Genomic DNA, 20,376 nt, shown 5'->3' on the forward strand with positions numbered 1-20,376 from the left:
GGTTGTTCTCCGGTCGTAATGCTCCGGTCGTAATGCTCACCGGCGCCGACGGGCGGCCGACAATTCGAGGCCCGACCGGCGGAGCTGGGCGCGGACGTGGCTGCCCCCGTCCCCGTCGGGCGTCCCGGACGCCGGTGCGGCGCCCGAGGTGAGGGCCTCGATGGTCGCGCCGAGCGCGGCCACGGTCGGCGCCTCGTACAAGATGTGCGGGGGGAGCTCGGCGAGTTCGAACTCGCGGCGCAGCGCGGCCACGATGCTGACGCCGAGCAGCGAGTTCCCGCCGAGCTCGAAGAAGTTGTCTCCCGCGCCGACCCGGTCGAGCCGGAGCGCGTCGCACCAGATGGCCGCGATGGCCTCCTCCCTGGGCCCGGACGGCTCCTGGTACGGCGTGACCAGCTCCGGCCTGGGGTGCCGGTCACCGCTGCCGCCGGTCACGGCGGGCGAGGTCACCGCTTCCAGATTGAAGCGCGCGCTGCCGGTGACGACGGTCTCGAACTCCTGGGTGGAGACGACGACCCGGGGTTCGCCGCTGGCCAGGGCGCGCAGCAGCGAGCGGTAGCCCGCCTCGAAGTCGATGCCGACCCTGACCCGGTTCTCCTTGAAGAAGGTCTGCAGGCCCTCGTCGTAGCCGGCCAGGCCGGCCTCCCAGGCGTTCCAGGTCCACTCGCCCCAGTCGATCGAGACGACGTTGCGGCCGGTGGCGGCCAGCCGCTGGGCGTAGCCGTCCAGGTAGGCGTTGGCGGCGCAGTAGTCGACCTGGCCGGGGCCGCCGCCGGTGGCGGAGGTGATCGAGGAGAACAGCGCGAGGAAGTCAAGCCCGATCTCGTCGGGCTCGCCGATCCGGAGCGCTTCGGCGAGCGCCAGCGTTCCCGCGATCTTGGGGGCGAGTACGGCGTCGAGCTCCTGCGGCCGCTTGAACTGCATCAGGCCCATGGCCGGGAGGCCGGCCGCGTGCAGGACGCCGTGCAGCGCGCCGAACCGCTCGATCGCCGTGGCCACGGCCCGCTTCACCGCGGCAGGGTCGGCCACGTCGCCGACCACGATCTCGACCTCGCCGCCGAGGTCGCGGATGGCCTGGACCTGGGCGCTCCGGCGGCGGGCGTCCTCGCCCTCGCCCGCCAGGCCGGTACGGCCCAGCAGGACGAGCCTGGCCTTGGCGTCGCGGGCGAGACGTTCGGCCAGGCCGAGCGCGATGCCGCCGAGGCCGCCGGTGATCAAGTAGACGCCGCCCTCGCGCAGCGGGGTGGTCTCGGGGGTGGCCATGGTCTCGTAGCCGGGCAGGTAGCGGCGGCCCCGGCGGAGCGCGACGATGCGGTCGGTCTGCGGGCGGCCCAGTTCGGCGACCAGGCCGGCGGGGGTGTCGAGGTCGATGAAGCGGGTGGTGACCCTCGGGTACTCCAGCGGGATCACCAGCGACGGGCCGATCAGCGTGGAGCCGTCGGGGTTGGCGACCTCGCCGGGGAAGACCTCCTGGGTGCCGGAGACCGCGACGTCCAGCGACCAGCCGTCGATGCCGGACTCGCCCGCCGCTCTGGCGAGTGCGACCAGGGTGTGCAGGCCGTACTCGACGGTGCGCTCGCCGGGCTCCAGGGTCCACAGGTGCAGGACCCGGTCGAGCGGGCGGCCGGCGGCGCGCAGGTCGCGCAGGAGGGCGAGGGTGTCGGCCACACTGCCGGGGCGGATCGTGTGGCCGTCCGCGGTGCCGGCGTAGCCCTCGCCGGGGCGGACCAGGGTGACGGTCGCGCCGGTCGCGGCGAGCTCGGCGGCCACGTCGTCGGCCGCGCCCGCGCGGGTGTAGACGAGCCACGAGCCTGGCTGGTCGGCGCTGGGCGCGGGGGCGGCGGTCTGCCGCCAGACCGGCAGGTAGAGCCACCGCTCCTCGGGCAGCTTGGGCAGGCTGGTGATCGCGTCGAACAGGTTGGCGGTGTCCTTCAGTTTCGGTACGGACACAGTCGGCGACGCGTCGATCCAGTAGCGGTGCCGCTGGAACGGGTAGGTCGGCAGCGGGATCCGGCCCGGCAGGTTCGCGGTCTCGGCCTCCGGCAGCCGCCCGTGGTAGGCGTTCCAGTCCAGCTCCGCGCCGACCAGCCAGAGCCGGGCCAGGCACCCGGCCAGCACCTCGTCGTCCGGACGCCGGTCGCTCCCGCCGGGCAGCACGTTCAGGATCAGCGGCCACCGCTGCGGCGGGCAGCCGGCCCCGCGCACCAGCGCGCCGAGCGACTGGCCGGGTCCGATCTCCACGACGGCCAGCTCGGGGTCGGCCAGCAGCGTCTCGACGCCGGCCCCGAACCGCACCGTCCGGCACATGTGCTCGGCCCAGTAACCCGGGTCGCAGACCAGGTCGGCGTCGGCGATTTCGCCGGTCAGGTTGGAGATGTACGGCAGCTCCGGCGGGTTCAGCCGGATGTTGGCCTTCACCCAGTCGGTCAGCTCGCCGCTGATCGGCTGGAGCATCCGGGAGTGGAACGCGTGCGTGGTCTCCAGCGCCCGGCACGGGATCTCGGCCCGGCGCAGCTCGGCGACGAGCCGCTCCATCTCGTCCTGCGGCCCGGCGACGACCGCGACCTGCGGGCCGTTGACGGCGGCGAGGTCGAGACCGCGCCGCTCCAGCCGGAACTTGCGGCGCACGTCCTCGGCGGGCATCGAGACGGCGACCATGGACCCGGCCGGCATCGCGGAGATCAGCTTGGCCCGGTGGGCGACCAGGGCGATCGCGTCCGGGAGCGAGAGGACACCGGCCAGGCAGGCCGCGACGTACTCGCCGAGGCTGTAGCCGAGCATCAGCCGGGGTTGGACTCCCCAGGCCATCAGGGTGCGGGCCAGGGCGTACTCGATGGCGAACAGGGCGGGCTGGGCGACTTCGGTGCGCTTCAGTGCGTCCGCCCGATCGTCTTTGGCGGTGGCCCGGCCGAGCAGGGCGGCCAGGTCGGCGCCCCCGCCGCGCGCACCGGCCACCAGGTCGAGCAGGTCGACGTCGCCGAGCGGCTCGCGGAGCAGGTCCAGGCATTCGTCCAGGGCCGCGCGGAACGCGGGTTCGCGCTGGTAGATCTCGGTGACCAGGCCCGGGTACTGCTCGCCGACGCCCGCGAAAAGGAACGCCGCCTGGCGGCCCTGCACGGTGTCCACCCGGGACAGCACGCCCTCCTGGCCCGCTTCGCCGGTGAAGATCCGCGCGGCGTCGGCGGTGGCGGTGGTGACGACGACCTTGCGGTGCTCGAACGTCTTGCGGCCCACCTGGAGGGTGTACGCGGCGTCCGCCAGCCGGGTGCCGGGGGCGTTCCTGAGGTGCTCGCCGAGCCGCTGGGCGGCCTGGTCGGCGGCGGTGGCGTTGCGGGCCGAGACCGGCAGGATCTGGTAGCGGCGGCCCTGCTCGTCCTCGACGGCGGCGGGCCGCGCCGGAGCCTCCTCGATGACCATGTGCACGTTGGTGCCGCCCATCCCGAGCGAGTTGAGCCCGGCGATCCTCGGGCGGCCGTCGCGGGTCCGCCAGGGGGAAAGTTCGGTGTTCACGTAGAAGGGGCTGTTGTCGAAGTCGATTTCGGGGTTGGGGGCCGTGTAGTGCAGGCTCGCCGGGATCACCTGGTTCGTCAGCGCGTACGAGGTTTTGATCAGGCCGCTCGCGCCGGCCGCGCGGTCCAGGTGGCCGACGTTGGTCTTGACCGAGCCGATCGGGCAGTACCGGGTGTCGCTGGTCGGGCCGAACGCGCGGGTCAGCGCGGCCACCTCGATGGGGTCGCCGAGTTCGGTGGCGGTGCCGTGCGCCTCGATGTAGCTGATGTCCTCGCCGGTGACCCTGGCGTCGGCCATCGCGTCGGCGATCACCCGGGCCTGGCCGACCACGCTGGGGGCGGTGTAGCCGACCTTGAGCGCGCCGTCGTTGTTCATCGCGGAGCCGCGGATCACGGCCCAGATGTGGTCGCCGTCCCTGATCGCGTCGGAGAGGCGCTTGAGCAGGACCACCGCGGCGCCGTCGCCGAACATGCTGCCCTTGGCCTGGGCGTCGAAGGTGCGGACGTGGCCGTCCGGTGACTCCATGCCGCCAGGGCCGAAGATGTGGCCGACCTTGTCGGGGACCCGGATCGAGACTCCTCCGGCCAGGGCCATCTCGCATTCGCCGGCGCGCAGGCTCTGCACGGCGAGGTGGGCGGCGACCAGGGAGGTGGAGCAGAACGTCTGGACGGCGACGCTCGGGCCGTACAGGTCGAAGAGGTAGGAGACGGTGGTGGTGAGGGCGTCCTTGTCGTTGCCCATGATGATCTCGTAGTGGCTGACGTCCTCGTCCTCGCTGAGCAGGCGCTCGCCCATCTGGAGGAGGTAGGTGCTGATGTTGGTGCCGCCGTACACGCCGACCCGGCCGCGGTGCTCGGGGGCGGCGTAGCCGGCCTGCTCCAGGGCCTCCCAGCAGACTTCGAGGAAGGCGCGCTGCTGCGGGTCGGTGAGGGCGGCCATCCGAGGGCTGATGCCGAAGAACTGGGCGTCGAAGCCGGCGATGTCGTCCAGGATGGGGCGGGCGGGGACGTACGCGGGGTCGTGGATGAGGGCCTCGTCGACGCCGGCGGCCTTGAGCTCCTCCGGGGTGAAGAAGCTGATCGACTCGACGCCGTCGCGGAGGTTGCGCCAGAAGGCGTCCACGTCGGCCGCGCCGGGGAACCGGCCGGCCATGCCGACGATCGCGATCCGCCGGTCGTCGTCGAGCTGGGTCGCGGTGGCCTGGGGAGCGGCGGGGGTTCTGGGAGCGATGGCCTTGGCTTGGGGGGCCTTGGTGTGGGAGGTGTTGGTTTGGGGGGCCGCGCCGCGTTCGTCCAGGATCGCGGCCAGCCGGTGCACGGTCGGGGCCTCGAAGAGCAGCACCGTCGGCACGGCGACCCCGAACCGCTTCTTGATCAGCGCCAGCATCTGGAGCGCGACCAGCGAGTTCCCGCCGAGGTCGAAGAAGTTGTCGCGGGTGCCGACGGGCTCGACGCCCAGCACCTCCGACCAGAGTTCGGCCAGCGAGCGCTCGGTGCCGGTCAGCGGCGGGCTGTAGGGCTGCGGCAGCTCGGGCCGGGGGAAGCGCTCACCGCCGCGCACCGGCTCGGCCGCGGCGGAGATCTTCGGCAGCCGGTCCGCCAGGCCGCCTGCAGCTACCACGACGGCGGGCCGCCCGAGCGCGATCAGGTCGTCGAGCGCGGCCAGGGACTCGGCGGCGGTCATCGAGTGGGCGACCATCGCGGCGCCAAGCCCGCCTTCGAGGCGCTCCAGCGTGACCGACCAGGTGTCCCAGCTCGCGGCCACCCACCCGCTCCGCCGGGCGAGGGCGGTGAGCGCGGCGTTGGCGGCCGCGTAACTGCCGAACGCGATGCCGCCGAGAATCGACGAGGTGGACGAGAACAGCACGCCGAAGTCGAGCTCGTGCCCGGCCAGCACCTCCGCCAGGACGCGGGCACCGGTGACCTTGGCACCGAAGTGCCGGGCCACGGCCGCGTCGGTGACATCGCGGAGCGGAAGGAACGTGTCGGGCCCGGTCTCGGCGGCGGCGTGCACCACCCCGTCGATCCGGCCCACTTCGGCGAGCAGCGCACGCATCGCGCCGACGTCAGTAACGTCCACGCGCGGGGTGAGCACCTCCGCGCCGAGCGCGCGCAACCGCTCGACGTGCTCGACGCCGCCACCGCGCGGGCCGCTCCGGCTGGTCAGGATCAGTCGGCCCGCGCCAGCCCGGATCAAGTGCTCGCCGACGAGCAGACCGACATCGCCGAGCCCGCCGGTGATCAGATAGGTGCCACCGGAGCGCATCCGGATCTTTCCCAAGGCGATCTTTCCTGCGGCCGGCTTGTCCCCAGCGGTCTTGTCCGCAGCTGCCTCGACCGGGACAAACTCCCGCACGTGGCGACGGCCGTTCCGGTACGCGACAAGGATGTCAGCCGACGTCCGCCGCAACTCGGCGGCGAGGACGCCCGCGTGACCGGCGGCGCTCGCCCGCGGATCGAGGTCCACGCCGCGACAGTCGAGGGTCAGATACTCCTGGTTGCCGACGATCGGCAGCGTCGCCGCCGCCGCCTGGGCCGGGTCGGCGTGCTCCCCCGGTGCCACGGCCTGGCCGCCCAGAGTGGCGACGACGACACGGGTGCTGTCGCCACCTTCGTCACCAAAGGCGTCCAGCAGCCGGGCCAGCGGAACAACGGCCCGCCCGTCCGCGTCGCCGTTCAGGCTGCCGTCCCGGCCGCCGTTGAGACTGCCGTCCGCGCTGCCGTTCAAGCCGCCGTTGAGACTGCCGTTCAGGCCGCCGTCCGCGCTGCCGTTCAAGCCGCCGTTGAGACTGCCGTTCAGGCCGCCGTCCGCGCTGCCGTTCAAGCCGCCGTTGAGACTGCCGTCCGCGCTGCCATTCAGGCTGTCGTTCGGGTCGAGGGGGCGGTCGAGGAGGCGGAGGTCGGCGACGACGGAAGGTCCGTCGGCAGCCAGCCGCTGGGCGAGCGCGATGTGGTCGGCGGGCGAGGCGGGATCGATGGTGAAGCCGCCGGGGATCTCGGCGAACGACGTTCCCGCTTGTACGGTGACCACCTCACCGCCGTCGGCGCGGAGCGACTGGGCCAGCGCCTCGGCGACCCCGGTGTTGTCGGCGAATAGGACGTACCGGCCGATGGCGTCGACCTCGGCGGGCAGCGCTTCGGCGGTCCAGCGGGACTCCAGCAGCTGGACGTGGTCATGGTCGGGGTCGGGATCGGCCGCCAGGCGCGGAGCCTCGGCGGGTCGCCCGGCCGGGGGGTCGATCCAGTAGCGCTCGCGCTGGAACGGGTAGGTGGGCAGCCCGATCTTGGTGACCGGCCGGTCCTGCTGGTAGCCGGGCCAGTCGATCGCGGCGCCAGCCAGCCAGAGCCGTCCGACGGCCTCGGCGAGCACGGTCGCGGCAGGGCGCGGGTCGGCGGCGGCAGGGCGCGTGGGGATGATCAGCGGCCAGCGCTCGCGCGGGCAGTCGCGGTGCGCCCGGGCCATCGCGCCGAGCGACTGGCCGGGGCCGAGCTCCAGCAGAGCCAGGTCGCCCTGCGCTAGCAGCGTGCCGAGGACGGCGTCGAACCTGACCGGCGAGCACATGTGGTCGGCCCAGTAGCCAGGGTCGGTGGCCTGCTCGGCGGTGATCAGGTCGCCGGTGACGTTCGACACGTACGGAATGCGCGGCGCGGACAGCCCGATGTGAGCGCGAATCCAGGCCGTCAGCTCGGCGCGGACCGGCTCCATCATCCGGGAGTGGAACGCGTGCCCGGTGGCCAGTGGACGGCATGGCACCCCGTCGGCCGCCAGCAGTTCCCGGACCGCGTCCATGGCGGCGGGCTCGCCCGCGAGCACGGTCAGGTCGGGACCGTTCTCGGCGGCCACGTCGATTCCGGTGATGCCGCCGCGCGCCAGCCGGTCGACCAAGTCGGCCGAGCCGAGCGGGACTGCGCTCATCGCGCCTGCGGGCAGCGTGTCGATCAGCGTGGCCCGGTGCGCGACCAGCGCGAGCGCGTCCGGCAGCGAGAGTACGCCCGCTAGGCAGGCGGCGACGTATTCGCCGAGACTGTATCCGGCCAACACGGACGGTTCGACGCCCCAGCCGATGAGGGTCTTGGCCAGCGCGTACTCGACGGAGAAGAGCGCGGGGTGCAGCAGCGCGGTCGGTATCGCGTCGGGGCTGGCGGCGGCACGGCCGAGCAGGGCGCTGAGGCCGCCGCCGCTGGCGGTGTCGCGGGTGCGGAGCATCTCCTCCAGCGGGTCGATCCCGTCCATCCGGGTGCGCAGAATCGCGCGGCACTCGTCCAGAACGGCCCTGAACGCGGGTTCGGTGGTGTAGAGGTCGTCGGCCAGGCCCGGGTACTGCTCGCCAGTGCCCGCGATCAGGAACCCGACCGGTCGGTCGCCACGACTCTCCGCCCGCCCCAGCACGCCAGCGTCCCGCATTCCGGCGACCGCCTCGGCCGCCGAGGAGGCGACCAGGAACCGGCGGTGCTCGAAGACGCGGCGGCCGGCCTGCAAGGTGTGGGCAACGTCGCCAAGCCGGAGTTCGGAGGTGTCCGCGAGTTGGTCCGCGAGGTCGTCGGCAGTGTCCGTGACGTGGTCCGTGACGTGACCCGTGACGTGACCCGAGACATGGTCCGCGAGATGGTCGGCAGTGTCCGTGACGTCGTTCGCGAGGTGGTCGGCGAGGTGGTCGGCGAGGGCGGCCGTCAGTTCGTCGGCGGCCTTTGCGGAGCGGGCCGACCAGATGAGCAGCTGCGGCCGGGGGGCGGCCTCCGGGCGGGAGACTGGCGGGGCCTCCTCCAGTACGACGTGCGCGTTGGTGCCGCCGATGCCGAACGCGCTGACCCCGGCCCGACGGGTTCGCCCGGCCTCGCGTGGCCAGTCGCGCAGGCCTGTGACCACTTCGAGCCGGGCGCCGCCTGCGCTGAGCTGGGCGTTCGGCGTGGACAGGTTGCGGGTCGGCGGGATCTGGTCGTGCCGGAGCGCGAGCGCGGCCTTGATCAGGTTGGTCACGCCGGCGGCCCGGTCGAGGTGGCCGACGTTGGGCTTGACCGAGCCGATCAGCAGGTCCTCGTCCCGGAACACCTGTTGTAGCGCGGCCAGTTCGGCGGCGTCGCCGAGCGCGGTGCCGGTGCCGTGCGCCTCCACGTAGTCGATGTCGGCCGGCACCAGACCGGCGGCGGCGAGCGCCTCGGCCATCACGGCCGCCTGGCCCTGTACGCCGGGCGCGGTGAAGCCGACCTTGCGGCCGGCGTCGTTGTTGACCGCCCAGCCCCGGATGACCGCGTAGATCTGGTCGCCGTCGGCGAGCGCGTCCTCCAGGCGGCGCAGCGCGACCACGCCGACGCCGCTGCCGAGCGGAGCGCCGAGGCCGCCCGCGTCGAAGGCGCGGCATTCGCCGTCCGGCGGGGCGATGCCGCCCTGCTGGTAGAGGTAGCCGACCCGGTGCGGCACGCCGATCGCGACGCCGCCGGCCAGCGCGAGATCGCTCTCGAAACCGGCCAGGCTGCTGGCGGCGGCGCAGATCGCGACCAGCGAGGTGGAGCAGTAGCTCTGCACGGAGTAGCTGGGACCGGACAGGCCGAGGGTGTGCGAGACCCGGGTGGTGAGTGAGTCCTTGTCATTGGCCAGGCCGACGGCGAGCTCGCCCATGACGGCGCTGATCTCGCTGGGCACCAGGTTGTTGCGCAGGTAGGAGCTCCACGCCGAGCCGCCGAAGACGCCGATCGCGCCGTCGAATCGGGTGGGGTCGCAGCCCGCGTCCTCCAGCGCCTCCCAGCTGTGCTCGAGGAACAGCCGGTGCTGCGGGTCCAGGATCTGCGCCTCCTTCGGGCTGAACCCGAAGAATCCCGCGTCGAACAGCTCCACGCCGTCGATCACGGCGCCGGCCTTCACGTACCCGGGGTCGGCGAGCAGGTCCTCGGTCACCCCGGCGGCGCGGAGCTCGTCGTCGGTGAAACGGGTCAGCCCGGAGCGGCCGGCCCGGATGTTGGCCCACAGTTCGGCCACGCCGGACGCGCCGGGAAACCGTCCGGACATCCCGACGATCGCGATGTCGGTGCCGGAACCCTCGTCATCGACCACGTCGTCACTCCTCATGTCGGGCGCCCCCACGGCGGGCGTCCTCTCTTCAGGCGCCCTCACGGCGGGCGTCCTCTCTTCAGGCGCCCTCACGGCGGGCGTCCTCTCTTCGGGCGTCCTCATCTCGGGCGTCCTCACTTCCGCGTCCCCGAGCGGGCGCGGCGGCGCCGCGACCCCCGTGCCGAGCTGGTGTCCAGGGCCTGGCGGGCGCCTTCTGCGGCGTCACCGGCCACCGCCGCGGCGAACTCCGCCACGGTCGGGTGTTCGAACAGCACGGCGGGCGCGATTGGCACGCCGAGCTCCTTCTCGATGGCGAGCACCATGGCCATCCCGACCAGGGAGTTGCCGCCGAGGTCGAAGAACGGGTCGTGGATGCCGACCCGGTCGATGCCGAGGTAGGCGCCCCACACGTCGGCGATGGCGAGCTCCGACTCGGTCCTGGGGGCTGCGTAGTCGGTACGAAGTTCGGGGCGCGGGAAGCGCTCGCCAAGCGAGACGACCGTGGTCGCGCCAACCAGCGCGTCAATGTCGATCATCGCGGACCAGTCGCGGAGCACGTCGCTGAGCGGCTGCCGGACCGCGAGGACGCTGCCGTGCCCGCCAGCCACGATCCGGTCCAAGAGGGCGCAACCGGCGTCGTCGGCGAAGCCGTACCTCTCGCGGTAGGCGCGCACGCGTGCGGCCAGGCCGGTGGCGGACTTGAGGCTTTCGCTCTGCCAATCGTCGTGCTGCCAGGGCCCCCAGGCGATCGACACGACCCGGGTAGTGGGGGCGGAGGCGGCGAGGGCCTCGCCATACGCGTCCAGGACGGTGTTGGCGGCGCAGTAATCTCCTTCGCCGATGCCGCCAAACGCGGTGACGGCGGAGGAGTACAGGACGAGAACTTCGGGCCGCCGATCGGCGGGGGTGCCCGGGCCGACCAGCTCGGCCAGCGGCCCCATCGCGAGGATCTTCGGTGCCAGCACGGCTCCCGCGTCCGCGAGCGACCTGCGCTGCGCCATCCCGCCGGCGGGGAGACCGGCGGCGTGGATGACGCCGGTGAGCGTGCCGAAGTGCTCGCGGCAGCCGTCCAGCGCAGCCCGCAGTTCGGCGGGCACGCCCGCATCGGCGGTGAGCAGCAGCACCTCGGCCCCGGCGGCCTCCAGCTCGGCGACGTCCCGCAGGCTGCGCCCAGCCTTGCTGTCCGGATCGACCTCGGCGTCGCGGGACAGCGCGGTCCTGCCGACCAGCGCGAGCTTCCGCACCCCGGCGCGGACCAGGTGCTTGGCCAGCGCCATGCCAAGCCCGCGGGCGCCCCCGGTAATCAGGTACGCGCCGTCCGCCCGCCACGGCACCGGCGGCACCGCCGAGTCGGGGACCGCGGGCACCTCGCCCCAGCCACGCAGCCAGCGCCGACCGCGCCGCCAGCCGGACACCCGGTCGTAGGGGGAGGCGGCGTCGTCGCGGTCGGCGTCCAGCAGCAGTTCGTAACCGATCTGACCCGCCGCGTCGCCGGGTGTCCCCGGTCGAGGGCGAACCACCCCTGGCGGAACCGGCGTGCTCGACGGGCGGTCGGCCTCCGAATCGGGATCGAGGTCGACGCCGGTCCAATCCAGGCCCGGATACTCGTGCCGGACCGCACGCCCCAGACCGTGCGTCACGGCCCGGTACGGAGCCGTCGCGTCGCCACCAAGGATCTCGGTGGCCCCCCGGGTGACGGTCAGCAGCCGCACCCCCCGCTGGGCGGGCAGGTCGCCGAGCGCCTGGACCGCGAGCAGCAGGCTGTCGAATCCGTGCCCGATGGCGGCGCGAAGCTCGACGTCGGAGGCGTGGCCGGGGTCGTGAGAGGGGACGTGGCCATGGACGTGGGCGGGAACGTGAACGGGAACCTGGGCATGGACGTGGCCGTTGCCGTTGCCGTGGCTTTGGACATGGCCGTTGTCGTGGTCTTGGACGTGGCCGTTGCCGTGGCCTTGGACGTGGCCGTTGCCGTGGCCTTGGACGTGGCCGTTGCCGTGGCCTTGGACGTGGCCGTTGCCGTCGCCGTCGCCTTGGACGTGGCCGTTGCCGTGGCTTTGGACATGACCGTTGCCGTGGCCTTGGACATGGCCGTTGCCGTTGCCGTTGCCGTTGCCGTTGCCGGGGACGATGCCGTGGCCGTTGCCGTTGCCGTTGCCGTTGCCGTTGCCGGGGACGATGCCGTGGCCGGGGCCGGGGACGATGCCGTGGCCGGAAACGTGGCCGTGGGCGTCGCCGGGGCCGGGGACGCCAGCGGTGGTGAGCAGGCTCCAGAGGTGGGCCACCCGCACCGGCCCATCCCCGTCGGCGGCGGCGAACACCTCGGTGTAGTGCTCGGGGTTGCGGGGGTCGATGATCAGGCGGCGGCCGGCGCGGCGCAGCGCGGTCCCGGCGACCACTTCCAGCACCCGCGTGCCTGCGGCGGCGGCGCGGTCGGCGAGCGCCGTGCCGATGCCGTCCGCGTCGGTGAACACGATCAGCGTTCCGTCCAGCCGCAGGTCGGCGGGCGCGGTGCCGCGTGCCGGGTCCCGCTGCCAGGCGGGCGCGAAGCAGAGGTCCGCCGGTTCGGCCAGCCGAGACGGCACCGGCTGGCTGCCAGTACCGATCTCGGGCCAGTAGCGGGTCCGCTGGAACGGGTACGCCGGCAGGCTGAGGATGCGGCCGGGGCCCGGCTGGACGCGCTCCCAGGTCACGCTCGCGCCGAGCTCCCACAGCCGGGAGCACGTGTCCAGCAGGTCGGCCTGGGCGTCGCGCGGCGCCCCGCCCGCCCAGGAGGGCGACAGGGTGCCGAGGACCGCGGCGCCGGACCCGCCGGCGAGGTTCTGCCGGACCAGGCCGCCGAGCGTCTGCCCCGCGCCGAGCTCGACGAACACGTCGATGTCCTGCTCGACGCAGTGCCGCACCGCGTCCGCGAACCTGACCGTGCTGACAAGCTGCTCTGCCCAGTACGCGCTGCTGGTGGCCTGGGCCGCGGTCATCGGCAGCCCGGTGAGGTTGCACACGATCGTGGTGGCCGGAGCCTGCCGGGGCACCGAGTCGATCAGCGCGGCCAGCTTCTCCCGCGCGGGTTCGAGCAGCGCGGAGTGGAAGGCGTGCGCGGAGCGCAGCGGGCGGCAGGCGATGCCCGCGGCGACCAGCTTGGCGGTGACGGCGTCGATCTCTTCGGGGCGGCCGCTGAGGACGGTCATGGTCGGGCCGTTGAGCGCGGCGACTTCGACCTCGGCGCCGACGGCCCGGATCTGGTCCTCACCGGCCGCGACCGCGACCATCTTGCCGGCCGGGATGGCGCTGATCAGGCGGGCGCGTTCGGTGACGATGCGCAGCGCGTCCTCAAGGGTGAAGACGCCCGCGAGAGTGGCGGCGACGTACTCGCCGAGGCTGTAGCCGAGCAGCGCGTCGGGCCGGACGCCGCGGTGCGCGAGCAGCTGGGCCAGGGCGTACTCAACGGTGAACAGGAAAGGGTGGGCGACCTCGGCGTGCGCCAGCGGGTCGATCTCGGCCGGGGCCTCGGTACGGCCGAGCAGCGCGGCCAGGTCCCCTGAAGGGGCGGCCCGCTCCGCGGGGAAGAACAGCGAGCGCAGGTCGACGCCCTTGACGATCTCGACGCAGCGGTCGACCGCTTCGGCGTAGACGGGTTCGGCCTGGTAGAGCTCCCGACCCAGCCCCGCGTACTGGTCGCCCACGCCGGGCAGCAGGAACGCGACGCGCGGCCGCCCCTTGACCCGGTTGGCGGCCCCGGACGAGGCGGCCCCCCGGAGCCTGCGGACGGCCTCGGCCACGTCGGCGCAGACCAGGACGCGGCGGTGGTCGTGCTCGGCGCGGCCGATCCGCAGCGTATGCGCGACATCGGCCAGGTCGGCGTCCGGACGGTCCTCGAGCCAGGACGCGAGACGGGCCGCGTGCTCGCGGAACGCCGCGTCGGTGGCGGCCGAGATCGGCAGCGCCTGCGGCCCTTCGGCGGCCGCCGTCTCCTCGGGCGGCGGCGCGGATTCGAGCACCAGGTGGGCGTTGCTGCCGGACAGACCGAACGAGCTGACCCCAACCAGGCCCGGGGTGCTCCCCAGCGGCACCGCGCTGACGGCCGGCCGGATCGAGCCGTCCGCTGGCACGGCCGCGGACGGCTGGGTCAGGTTGAGGGTCTTCGGGATGAGCCGGTTCTCCAGGATCAGCACCGACTTGATCAGCCCGGCCACTCCGGCGGCGGCCTGGGTGTGGCCGATGTTGGTCTTGACCGCCCCGACCCGCAGCGGGCGCTCGGCGGACCGGCCGCCGAACACGTCGTGCAGCGCGGCGAGCTCGATCGCGTCGCCGAGGTGGGTGCCGGAGCCGTGCGCCTCGACGTGGTCGATGTCGTCGGGCGACACCCCGGCGGCGGCCAGCGCGCTGGTGATCACGGCGACCTGGGCGCTCCGGCTTGGGGCGGTGAGCCCGTTGCTGCGGCCGTCCTGGTTGACGGCGGAGCCGCGCAGCACGGCCCGGATGCGGCGGCCGTTCGCGATCGCCTTGGACAGCGGTTCGAGCACGACCAGGCCGCCGCCCTCGCCCATCACGTAGCCGTCGGCGGCGGCGTCGAACGTCTTGCACTTGCCGTCCGCGCAGAGCATCGAACCGGCGCAGGCCTGGATGAAGTTGCTGGGGTGGATGGTCAGCGACGCTCCCGCCGCGATGGCCAGGTCGCACTCGCCGCGCCGCAGGCTCTCGGCGGCCAGGTGGACCGCGATCAGCGACGAGGAGCAGGCGGTGTCGACCGTGAGCGTCGGGCCCGACAGGTTGAAGTGGTAGGCGATCCGCCCGGCGGCGACGCTGGCGGACGCCCCCTGGCCCAGGTACGGGTCCGCGAGCGCGTCCTGGCCCTGGCGTTCGAGCTGGAGCCGGCCGTACTGGAGGGTGTCCATGAACCCGACGATCACGGCGGTGCGGCTGCCCGCCATCCGGGTCGGGGACGCGCCGGCGTCCTCCAGGCCCTCCCAGGCCAGTTCGAGCAGGAGCCGCTGGTGCGGGTCCATGCGGAGCGCCTCGCGCGGGGACAGGCCGAAGAACTCGGCGTCCCAGCCGGTGATCTCCGGCAGGAACGAGCCGTGCCTGGTGTACATGCCGCCCGGGGTGCGCGGGTCGGGGTCGTAGTAGTCGTCGATGTTCCACCGCGAGGCCGGCACCTCGGAGACCGCGCTGCGGCCCTCCGCCAGCAGGTCCCAGTACCCTTCGACCGTCTCGCCGCCGCCGGGGTAGCGGCAGGCCATGCCGATGATCGCGATCGGCTCGCGGGTCCGTTCTTCGGCCTCGGCGAGACGTCGGCGCGTCTGGGTCAGTTCGACGGTCACCCGCTTGAGGTAGGCGCGGAGCTTGTCCTCGGTCCCCATCTGTCGAGCCTTTCCAGTAGCGAGGGTGGTGGGTCTTGCGGTCAGAGTTTCCGATCAGAGTTCCGATCAGAGTTCGTTGTCGATGAGCGCGAAGATCTCCTCGTCGGACGCGGCGCCGATCTTCTCCACGACCCCGCCTCCGCCGCTCGGCCCGGGCGCGAGCCTGGTCAGGCCGGCCTGGAGGATGGCGACGAGCTTGCTCCTGACCGCGTCCGCCTCGCCGTTGAGGGCGCCGAGCTCGGCCTCGACCCGTTCCAGCGCGCCGCGCAGCGTCTCCTCAGGCGAGGGCGCGGCGGGGGCGAGGTTCTTGAACAGGTAGTCGCTCAGCGCGGTGACGGTCGGGTGGTCGAAGACGAGCGTCGCCGGGAGCCGCAGGCCGGTCTCGGCGTTGAGCCGGTTGCGGAGTTCGACGGCGGTCAGGGAGTCGAAGCCGAGTTCGTTGAAGGCCCGGTCCACGTCGACCCCGGTGGCGCTGCCGTGCGCGAGGACGGCGGCGACGTGGGCGCGGACGCCGTCGGTGAGCAGCCGCCTGGCCTCGGCCTCGGTCGTCCCGGCCAGCCGTCCCCGCAGGTCGCGGCCGGAGGGCGTGAGCGCGGGCCCGCCGGATGCGGCCTGCCGGCGCGGGGGCCGGACCAGGCCGCGCAGCATCGGCGGCAGGTCGCCCAGTTCGGCGCGGGCGCGGAGCCCGCCGGTGTCCCAGCTGGTGGCGACGACCAGCGGTTCCGTGCTGCCGAGCGCGGCGTCGAACAGGTCCAGGCCGGCCTCGGCGGTGAGCGGGGCGACGCCGGAGCGGGCCATTCTGGCCACGTCGCCGGGGGTGAGCGCGCCGGTCATGCCGGAGTCGGCGTCCCACAGCCCCCACGCGACTGACACGCCCGGCAGGCCGACCGCGCGGCGGTGCGCGGCGAGGGCGTCCAGGAACACGTTCGCGGCGGCGTAGTTGCTCTGCCCGGCGTTGCCGAGCGTCCCGGCCAGCGAGGAGAACAGCACGAAGGCCGTCAGCGGCAGGTCGAGGGTGAGCTCGTGCAGGTGCCAGGCGGCGTCGGCTTTGGGCCCGAACACGGCGTCCAGGCGGTCGCCGGTCATCTGCTCGACGGTGGCGTCGTCCAGGACGCCGGCGGTGTGCACGACGCCGGTCAGCGGCCGGTCGGCCGCGATCAGGGCGAGCGCGGCGGCCAGCGCGTCCCGGTCGGCGACGTCGCACGCGGCGACCGTGACCCGGGCGCCGAGCGCGCCCAGGTGGCAGACCAGCTCGCCCGCGCCGGGCGCGTCCAGGCCACGCCTGGAAACGAGCAGCAGATCCCGTACGCCATGCCGTTCCACCAGCCGCCGGGCGACCAGCCTGCCGAGGCCGCCGGTGCCGCCGGTGACGAGCACGGTGCCGTCGGCTAGTCCCGTGAGTTCAGCGGCCGGTGCGGCGGTCCGGCGGGCCAGCCGGGGGACCAGCAGCGCGCCGCCGGAGGCCACGAACTCGGTCTCCCCCGCTGCGACCGCGCCGGCCACGGCCGCCCAGTCGGCGAACCCCTCCTCGGCCTCCAGCAGCACGAACCGGCCGGGATGCTCCGACATCGCGGAACGGACCAGCCCGCGCACCGCCGCGCCGGCTAGATCGCCCGGCCGGATCACGAACACCAGGCGGGAGTCGGCGAACCGCTCGTCGCCGACCCACATCCGGACCAGGTCGAGCGCCCGGCCGGACACCTCGCGCAACGCGGTCGGCAGATCGCTTTCGGCGCTGATGGTGGTGACAACAAAGCCCTTTAGCACGTCTGGGCCGAGCGGATCGGCTCCCAGGAAGACAAATCCTGATTCGTCTCCGGCCGCTGTGGCCGGCTTCACCCAATCCACCCCGTGCACGACAGCCCCCCGCGCGGGCATCCGCGCCGGGGCGGTCCGCACTCGCAGGTTGTCGATGGAGAACACCGAGCGCCCGGAGGCATCGGCCGCCTCGACGGTCGCGTCGTCCCCCGAAGGCACCAACCGGACCCGCAGCAAGGTCGCACCCGACGCGCGCAGGCTGACGCCCCGGAACGCGAACGGCAGGCGCAGCCCGCCAGGCCCGGCGGCCAGCACCATCGGCTGGAAAGCCGCGTCCAGCACGGCCGGATGAATGCCGAACCCGGTCACGTCCAGGGTGTCGGCCACAGCGATCTCAGCGAGCAGTTCGGCACCCCGGGTCCACATGGCACGCACGCCCTGGAAGGCGGGGCCGTACTCATAGCCGAGCTCAGCCAGCCGCGCGTAACCGCCGTCGAGAGGGAGGGGTGTGGCGTCGGCGGGCGGCCAAGCGGTCGCCCATGCGCACAGGTCCGCCGCGGCTGGTGCGTCGGCGACGACCCCGGAGGCGTGCCGCGTCCAGGTCCCCCCGGCGCGGGCGAACACCCCGGTGTAGCGGCGGCCGTCTGCGTCGGACGAGCCGACGAGCACCTGGATGGGGACGGTGCCGCCCTCGGGCAGGAACAGCGGCGCCTCGATGACCAGCTCTTCCAGGTGGTCGCAGCCCGCGAGCGCGCCGCCTTCGAGGGCCAGCTCGACGAAGACCGCGCCCGGCAGCAGCACGCCGCCGTCCACGGCGTGGTCGGCCAGCCAAGGCGCGCTCGCCACGCCGAGCTCACCCGCGAGCAGGAAGCCACCGTCAGCCATCGGCACTACGGCGGTGAGCAGCGGGTGGCCGGAGCCGTCGATCCCGGCGGGCGCGATCCCGGCCCGCTCGGCATCGCCCAGCCAGTAGCGACGGCGCTCGAACGCGTACGTCGGCAGGTCCACGTGCCGATCCGGCCCGGGGCCGACGGCCGCGGTCCAGTCCACCTCGGCGCCGAGCACGTACGCCCCGGCCAGCGCGGTCAGGAACCGCTGCCAGTCGCCCGCGTCCCGGCGCAGGGTCGCGGCGACGCCCGCCGCGATCCCGGCGGACTCGCAGATCTCCCGCAGGTCGTGGCCGAGCACGGGGTGCGGGCTGACCTCGATGAACAGCGGCGTGCCCGGGCCCGCGAAGGCGGTGACGGCCGGCTCGATCAGGACCGGGTTGCGGAGGCTCTCGTACCAGTAGGCGGTGGTCAGCTCGGCCGTGTCGATGAACTCGCCCCGGTGCGCGGAGCTGAACACGATGTCGGTCGGGCGGGGGGCGACCCCGTCCAGGGCGGCCAGCAGTTCCGCGCGGAGCGCTTCGATGTGCGGGGTGTGCGAGGCGTAGTCGACCGCGATCCTGCGGATCTGGACGCTGTCGGCGTGGGCGGCGGTGAACCCGTCCAGCGCGTCCACGTCACCGGCCAGGACGCAGCTGGCGGGGCTGCTGCGCACCGCGATCCAGATCCGGTCCCGCCAGGGCTCCAGCAGCTCGCGGACCTGATCGGCGGGGAGTGACACGGCGAGCATGCCGCCGGTGCCGCTGAGCTTGACCAGGGCCGCGCTGCGCAGCGCGACGATCTTCGCGGCGTCTTCGAGGGAGAGCGCGCCCGCCACGCAGGCGGCGGTGATCTCGCCCTGCGAGTGGCCGACCACGGCCGCGGGCTCGACGCCGAGCGAGCGCCACAGCGCGGCCAGCGAGACCATCACCGCGAACAGGACCGGCTGGATGACATCGGACCCTTCGAGCTCCGGCGCTCCCTCGTCCGCGCGGAGCACGCCGGTGACCGACCAGCCGGTGTACGGGCGCAGGGCCTTCTCGCAGCGCTGCATCTGCGCGCGGAACGCCTCGTTGGAGTCGAGCAGGTCGACCGCCATGCCGGCCCACTGGGAGCCCTGGCCGGGGAAGACGAACACCGGCCGCACGTCGGCGGGGGCAACCCCGGTCGCGACCGCGGAGTGCTGGGCGCCTTCGGCGAGGGCGGTCAGACCGGCGACCAGTTCGGCGCGGCCGGAGGCGATGACGACGGCGCGGTGGGCGAAGCCGGAGCGGCGGGCCAGGACGCGACCGGCGGCGGGGAGGTCGGCTTCGGGTGCGCTCCCGGCGAACGCGCTCAGCCGGGCGGCCTGGCCGCGCAGGGAGGCGGCGGACTTCGCGGAGAGGACCCAGATGAGGCGATCGCCGGTCGCCGCCTCGGTCGCCGTCTCGGTCTCGGGTGCTTCCTCCAGGATGACGTGCGCGTTCGTGCCGCTGATCCCGAAGCTCGACACGCCCGCCCGCACCGTACGGCCGGCGGGCAGCCGCACCGTCTCGGTGAGCACCCGCACCCCGCCCGACGACCAGTCCACATGCGGCGTCGGCTCCGCCACATGCAGGGTCACCGGCAGGGTCCGGTGCTCCAGCGCCTTGATCATCTTGATCACGCCGGCCACTCCGGCGGCGGCCTGGGTGTGCCCGATGTTCGACTTCACCGAGCCGAGCCAGAGCGGCCGGTCGGCGGATCGTCTCCGGCCGTAGGTAGCGAGCAGGGCCTGGGCCTCGATCGGGTCGCCGAGCCGGGTGCCGGTGCCGTGCGCCTCGACGACATCGACATCGCGGGTGTCGAGCCGCGCGTCGGCGAGTGCCTGCAGCACGACCCGCTCCTGGGCGGGGCCGTTGGGCGCGGTCATGCCGTTGCTCGCACCGTCCTGATTGACGGCCGAGCCGCGCACCACCGCAAGGATCTTCCGGGCGTTTCGCCGCGCGTCCGATAGGCGTTCCAGCACGAGCATGCCGACGCCCTCGGCCCAGGCCGCGCCGTCGGCGGTCGAGCTGAAGGACTTGCAGCGGCCGTCGGCGGAGATCGCCCGCTGCCGGGAGAACTCGATGAACGGCTCCGGCGAGACCATCACGGTGACGCCTCCCGCGAGCGCCATCGTGCACTCCCCCCGCCGCAGCGCCTGCACCGCGAGATGCAACGCCACCAGCGAGGACGAGCAGGCCGTGTCCACCGAGATGGACGGCCCTTCCAGCCCGAACGTGTACGACACCCGCCCCGACAGCACACTCGACGCGCTGGAGGTGAACAGCGTCCCTTCGACCGAGCCGGGAACCACGCCGAGGAAGCGGTTGGCGTAGTGCTCGTACATGTTCCCGACGTAGACCCCGGTGCTGCTGCCGCGCAGCGTGTCGGGGTCGATCCCGGCCCGCTCGAACGCCTCCCAGGACGACTCCAGCACCAGCCGGTGCTGCGGGTCGGTGGCCAATGCGCTGCGCGGGCTCATCCCGAAGAACGCGGCGTCGAAGTCGGCGGCGTCGTACAGAAAACCGCCATGACGGGTGTACGACTTGCCCACGGCGTCCGGGTCCCGGTCATACAGGTCGGTAGCCCAGCCCCGGTCGGCGGGGAACTCGCCGATCGCGTCCACGCCGCCCGCCACCAGGTCCCACAGCTCCTCGGGGCCGGTCACCCCGCCCGGGTAGCGGCAAGCCATGCCGACGATCGCGATGGGTTCGTGCCGGCGCTCCTCGAGCTCCGCGAGGTGCTCGCGGGTGTCCTCCAGCTCGACCATCGCGCGCTTGAGGTAATCGCGGAGTCTGTCCTCAGTACTCATCGGTCCCGCCTTTCCTTCGAGAGCC

Annotated in this window: 3 protein-coding genes; all 3 read right to left on the bottom strand. The window is 73.5% G+C overall.

Annotated elements, in window-relative coordinates; translation table 11 throughout:
• Positions 1–36: 36 nt before the first annotated feature.
• Complete coding sequence (locus tag ABGB08_RS04315) at positions 37–9,558, bottom strand: SDR family NAD(P)-dependent oxidoreductase (RefSeq protein ID WP_347586484.1); 9,522 nt, start codon at positions 9,556–9,558, stop codon at positions 37–39.
• 131 nt (positions 9,559–9,689) lie between these two features.
• Entirely contained in the window at positions 9,690–14,912 is a 5,223-nt protein-coding gene (locus tag ABGB08_RS04320) for an SDR family NAD(P)-dependent oxidoreductase (RefSeq protein WP_347586486.1), read from the bottom strand.
• A 66-nt stretch (positions 14,913–14,978) separates the two neighbouring features.
• Entirely contained in the window at positions 14,979–20,351 is a 5,373-nt protein-coding gene (locus tag ABGB08_RS04325; RefSeq protein WP_347586488.1) for an SDR family NAD(P)-dependent oxidoreductase, read from the bottom strand.
• Between the last annotated feature and the right edge of the window lie 25 nt (positions 20,352–20,376).

It is taken from the genome of Acrocarpospora sp. B8E8 (assembly GCF_039871605.1).
GTDB lineage: Bacteria > Actinomycetota > Actinomycetes > Streptosporangiales > Streptosporangiaceae > Acrocarpospora > Acrocarpospora macrocephala.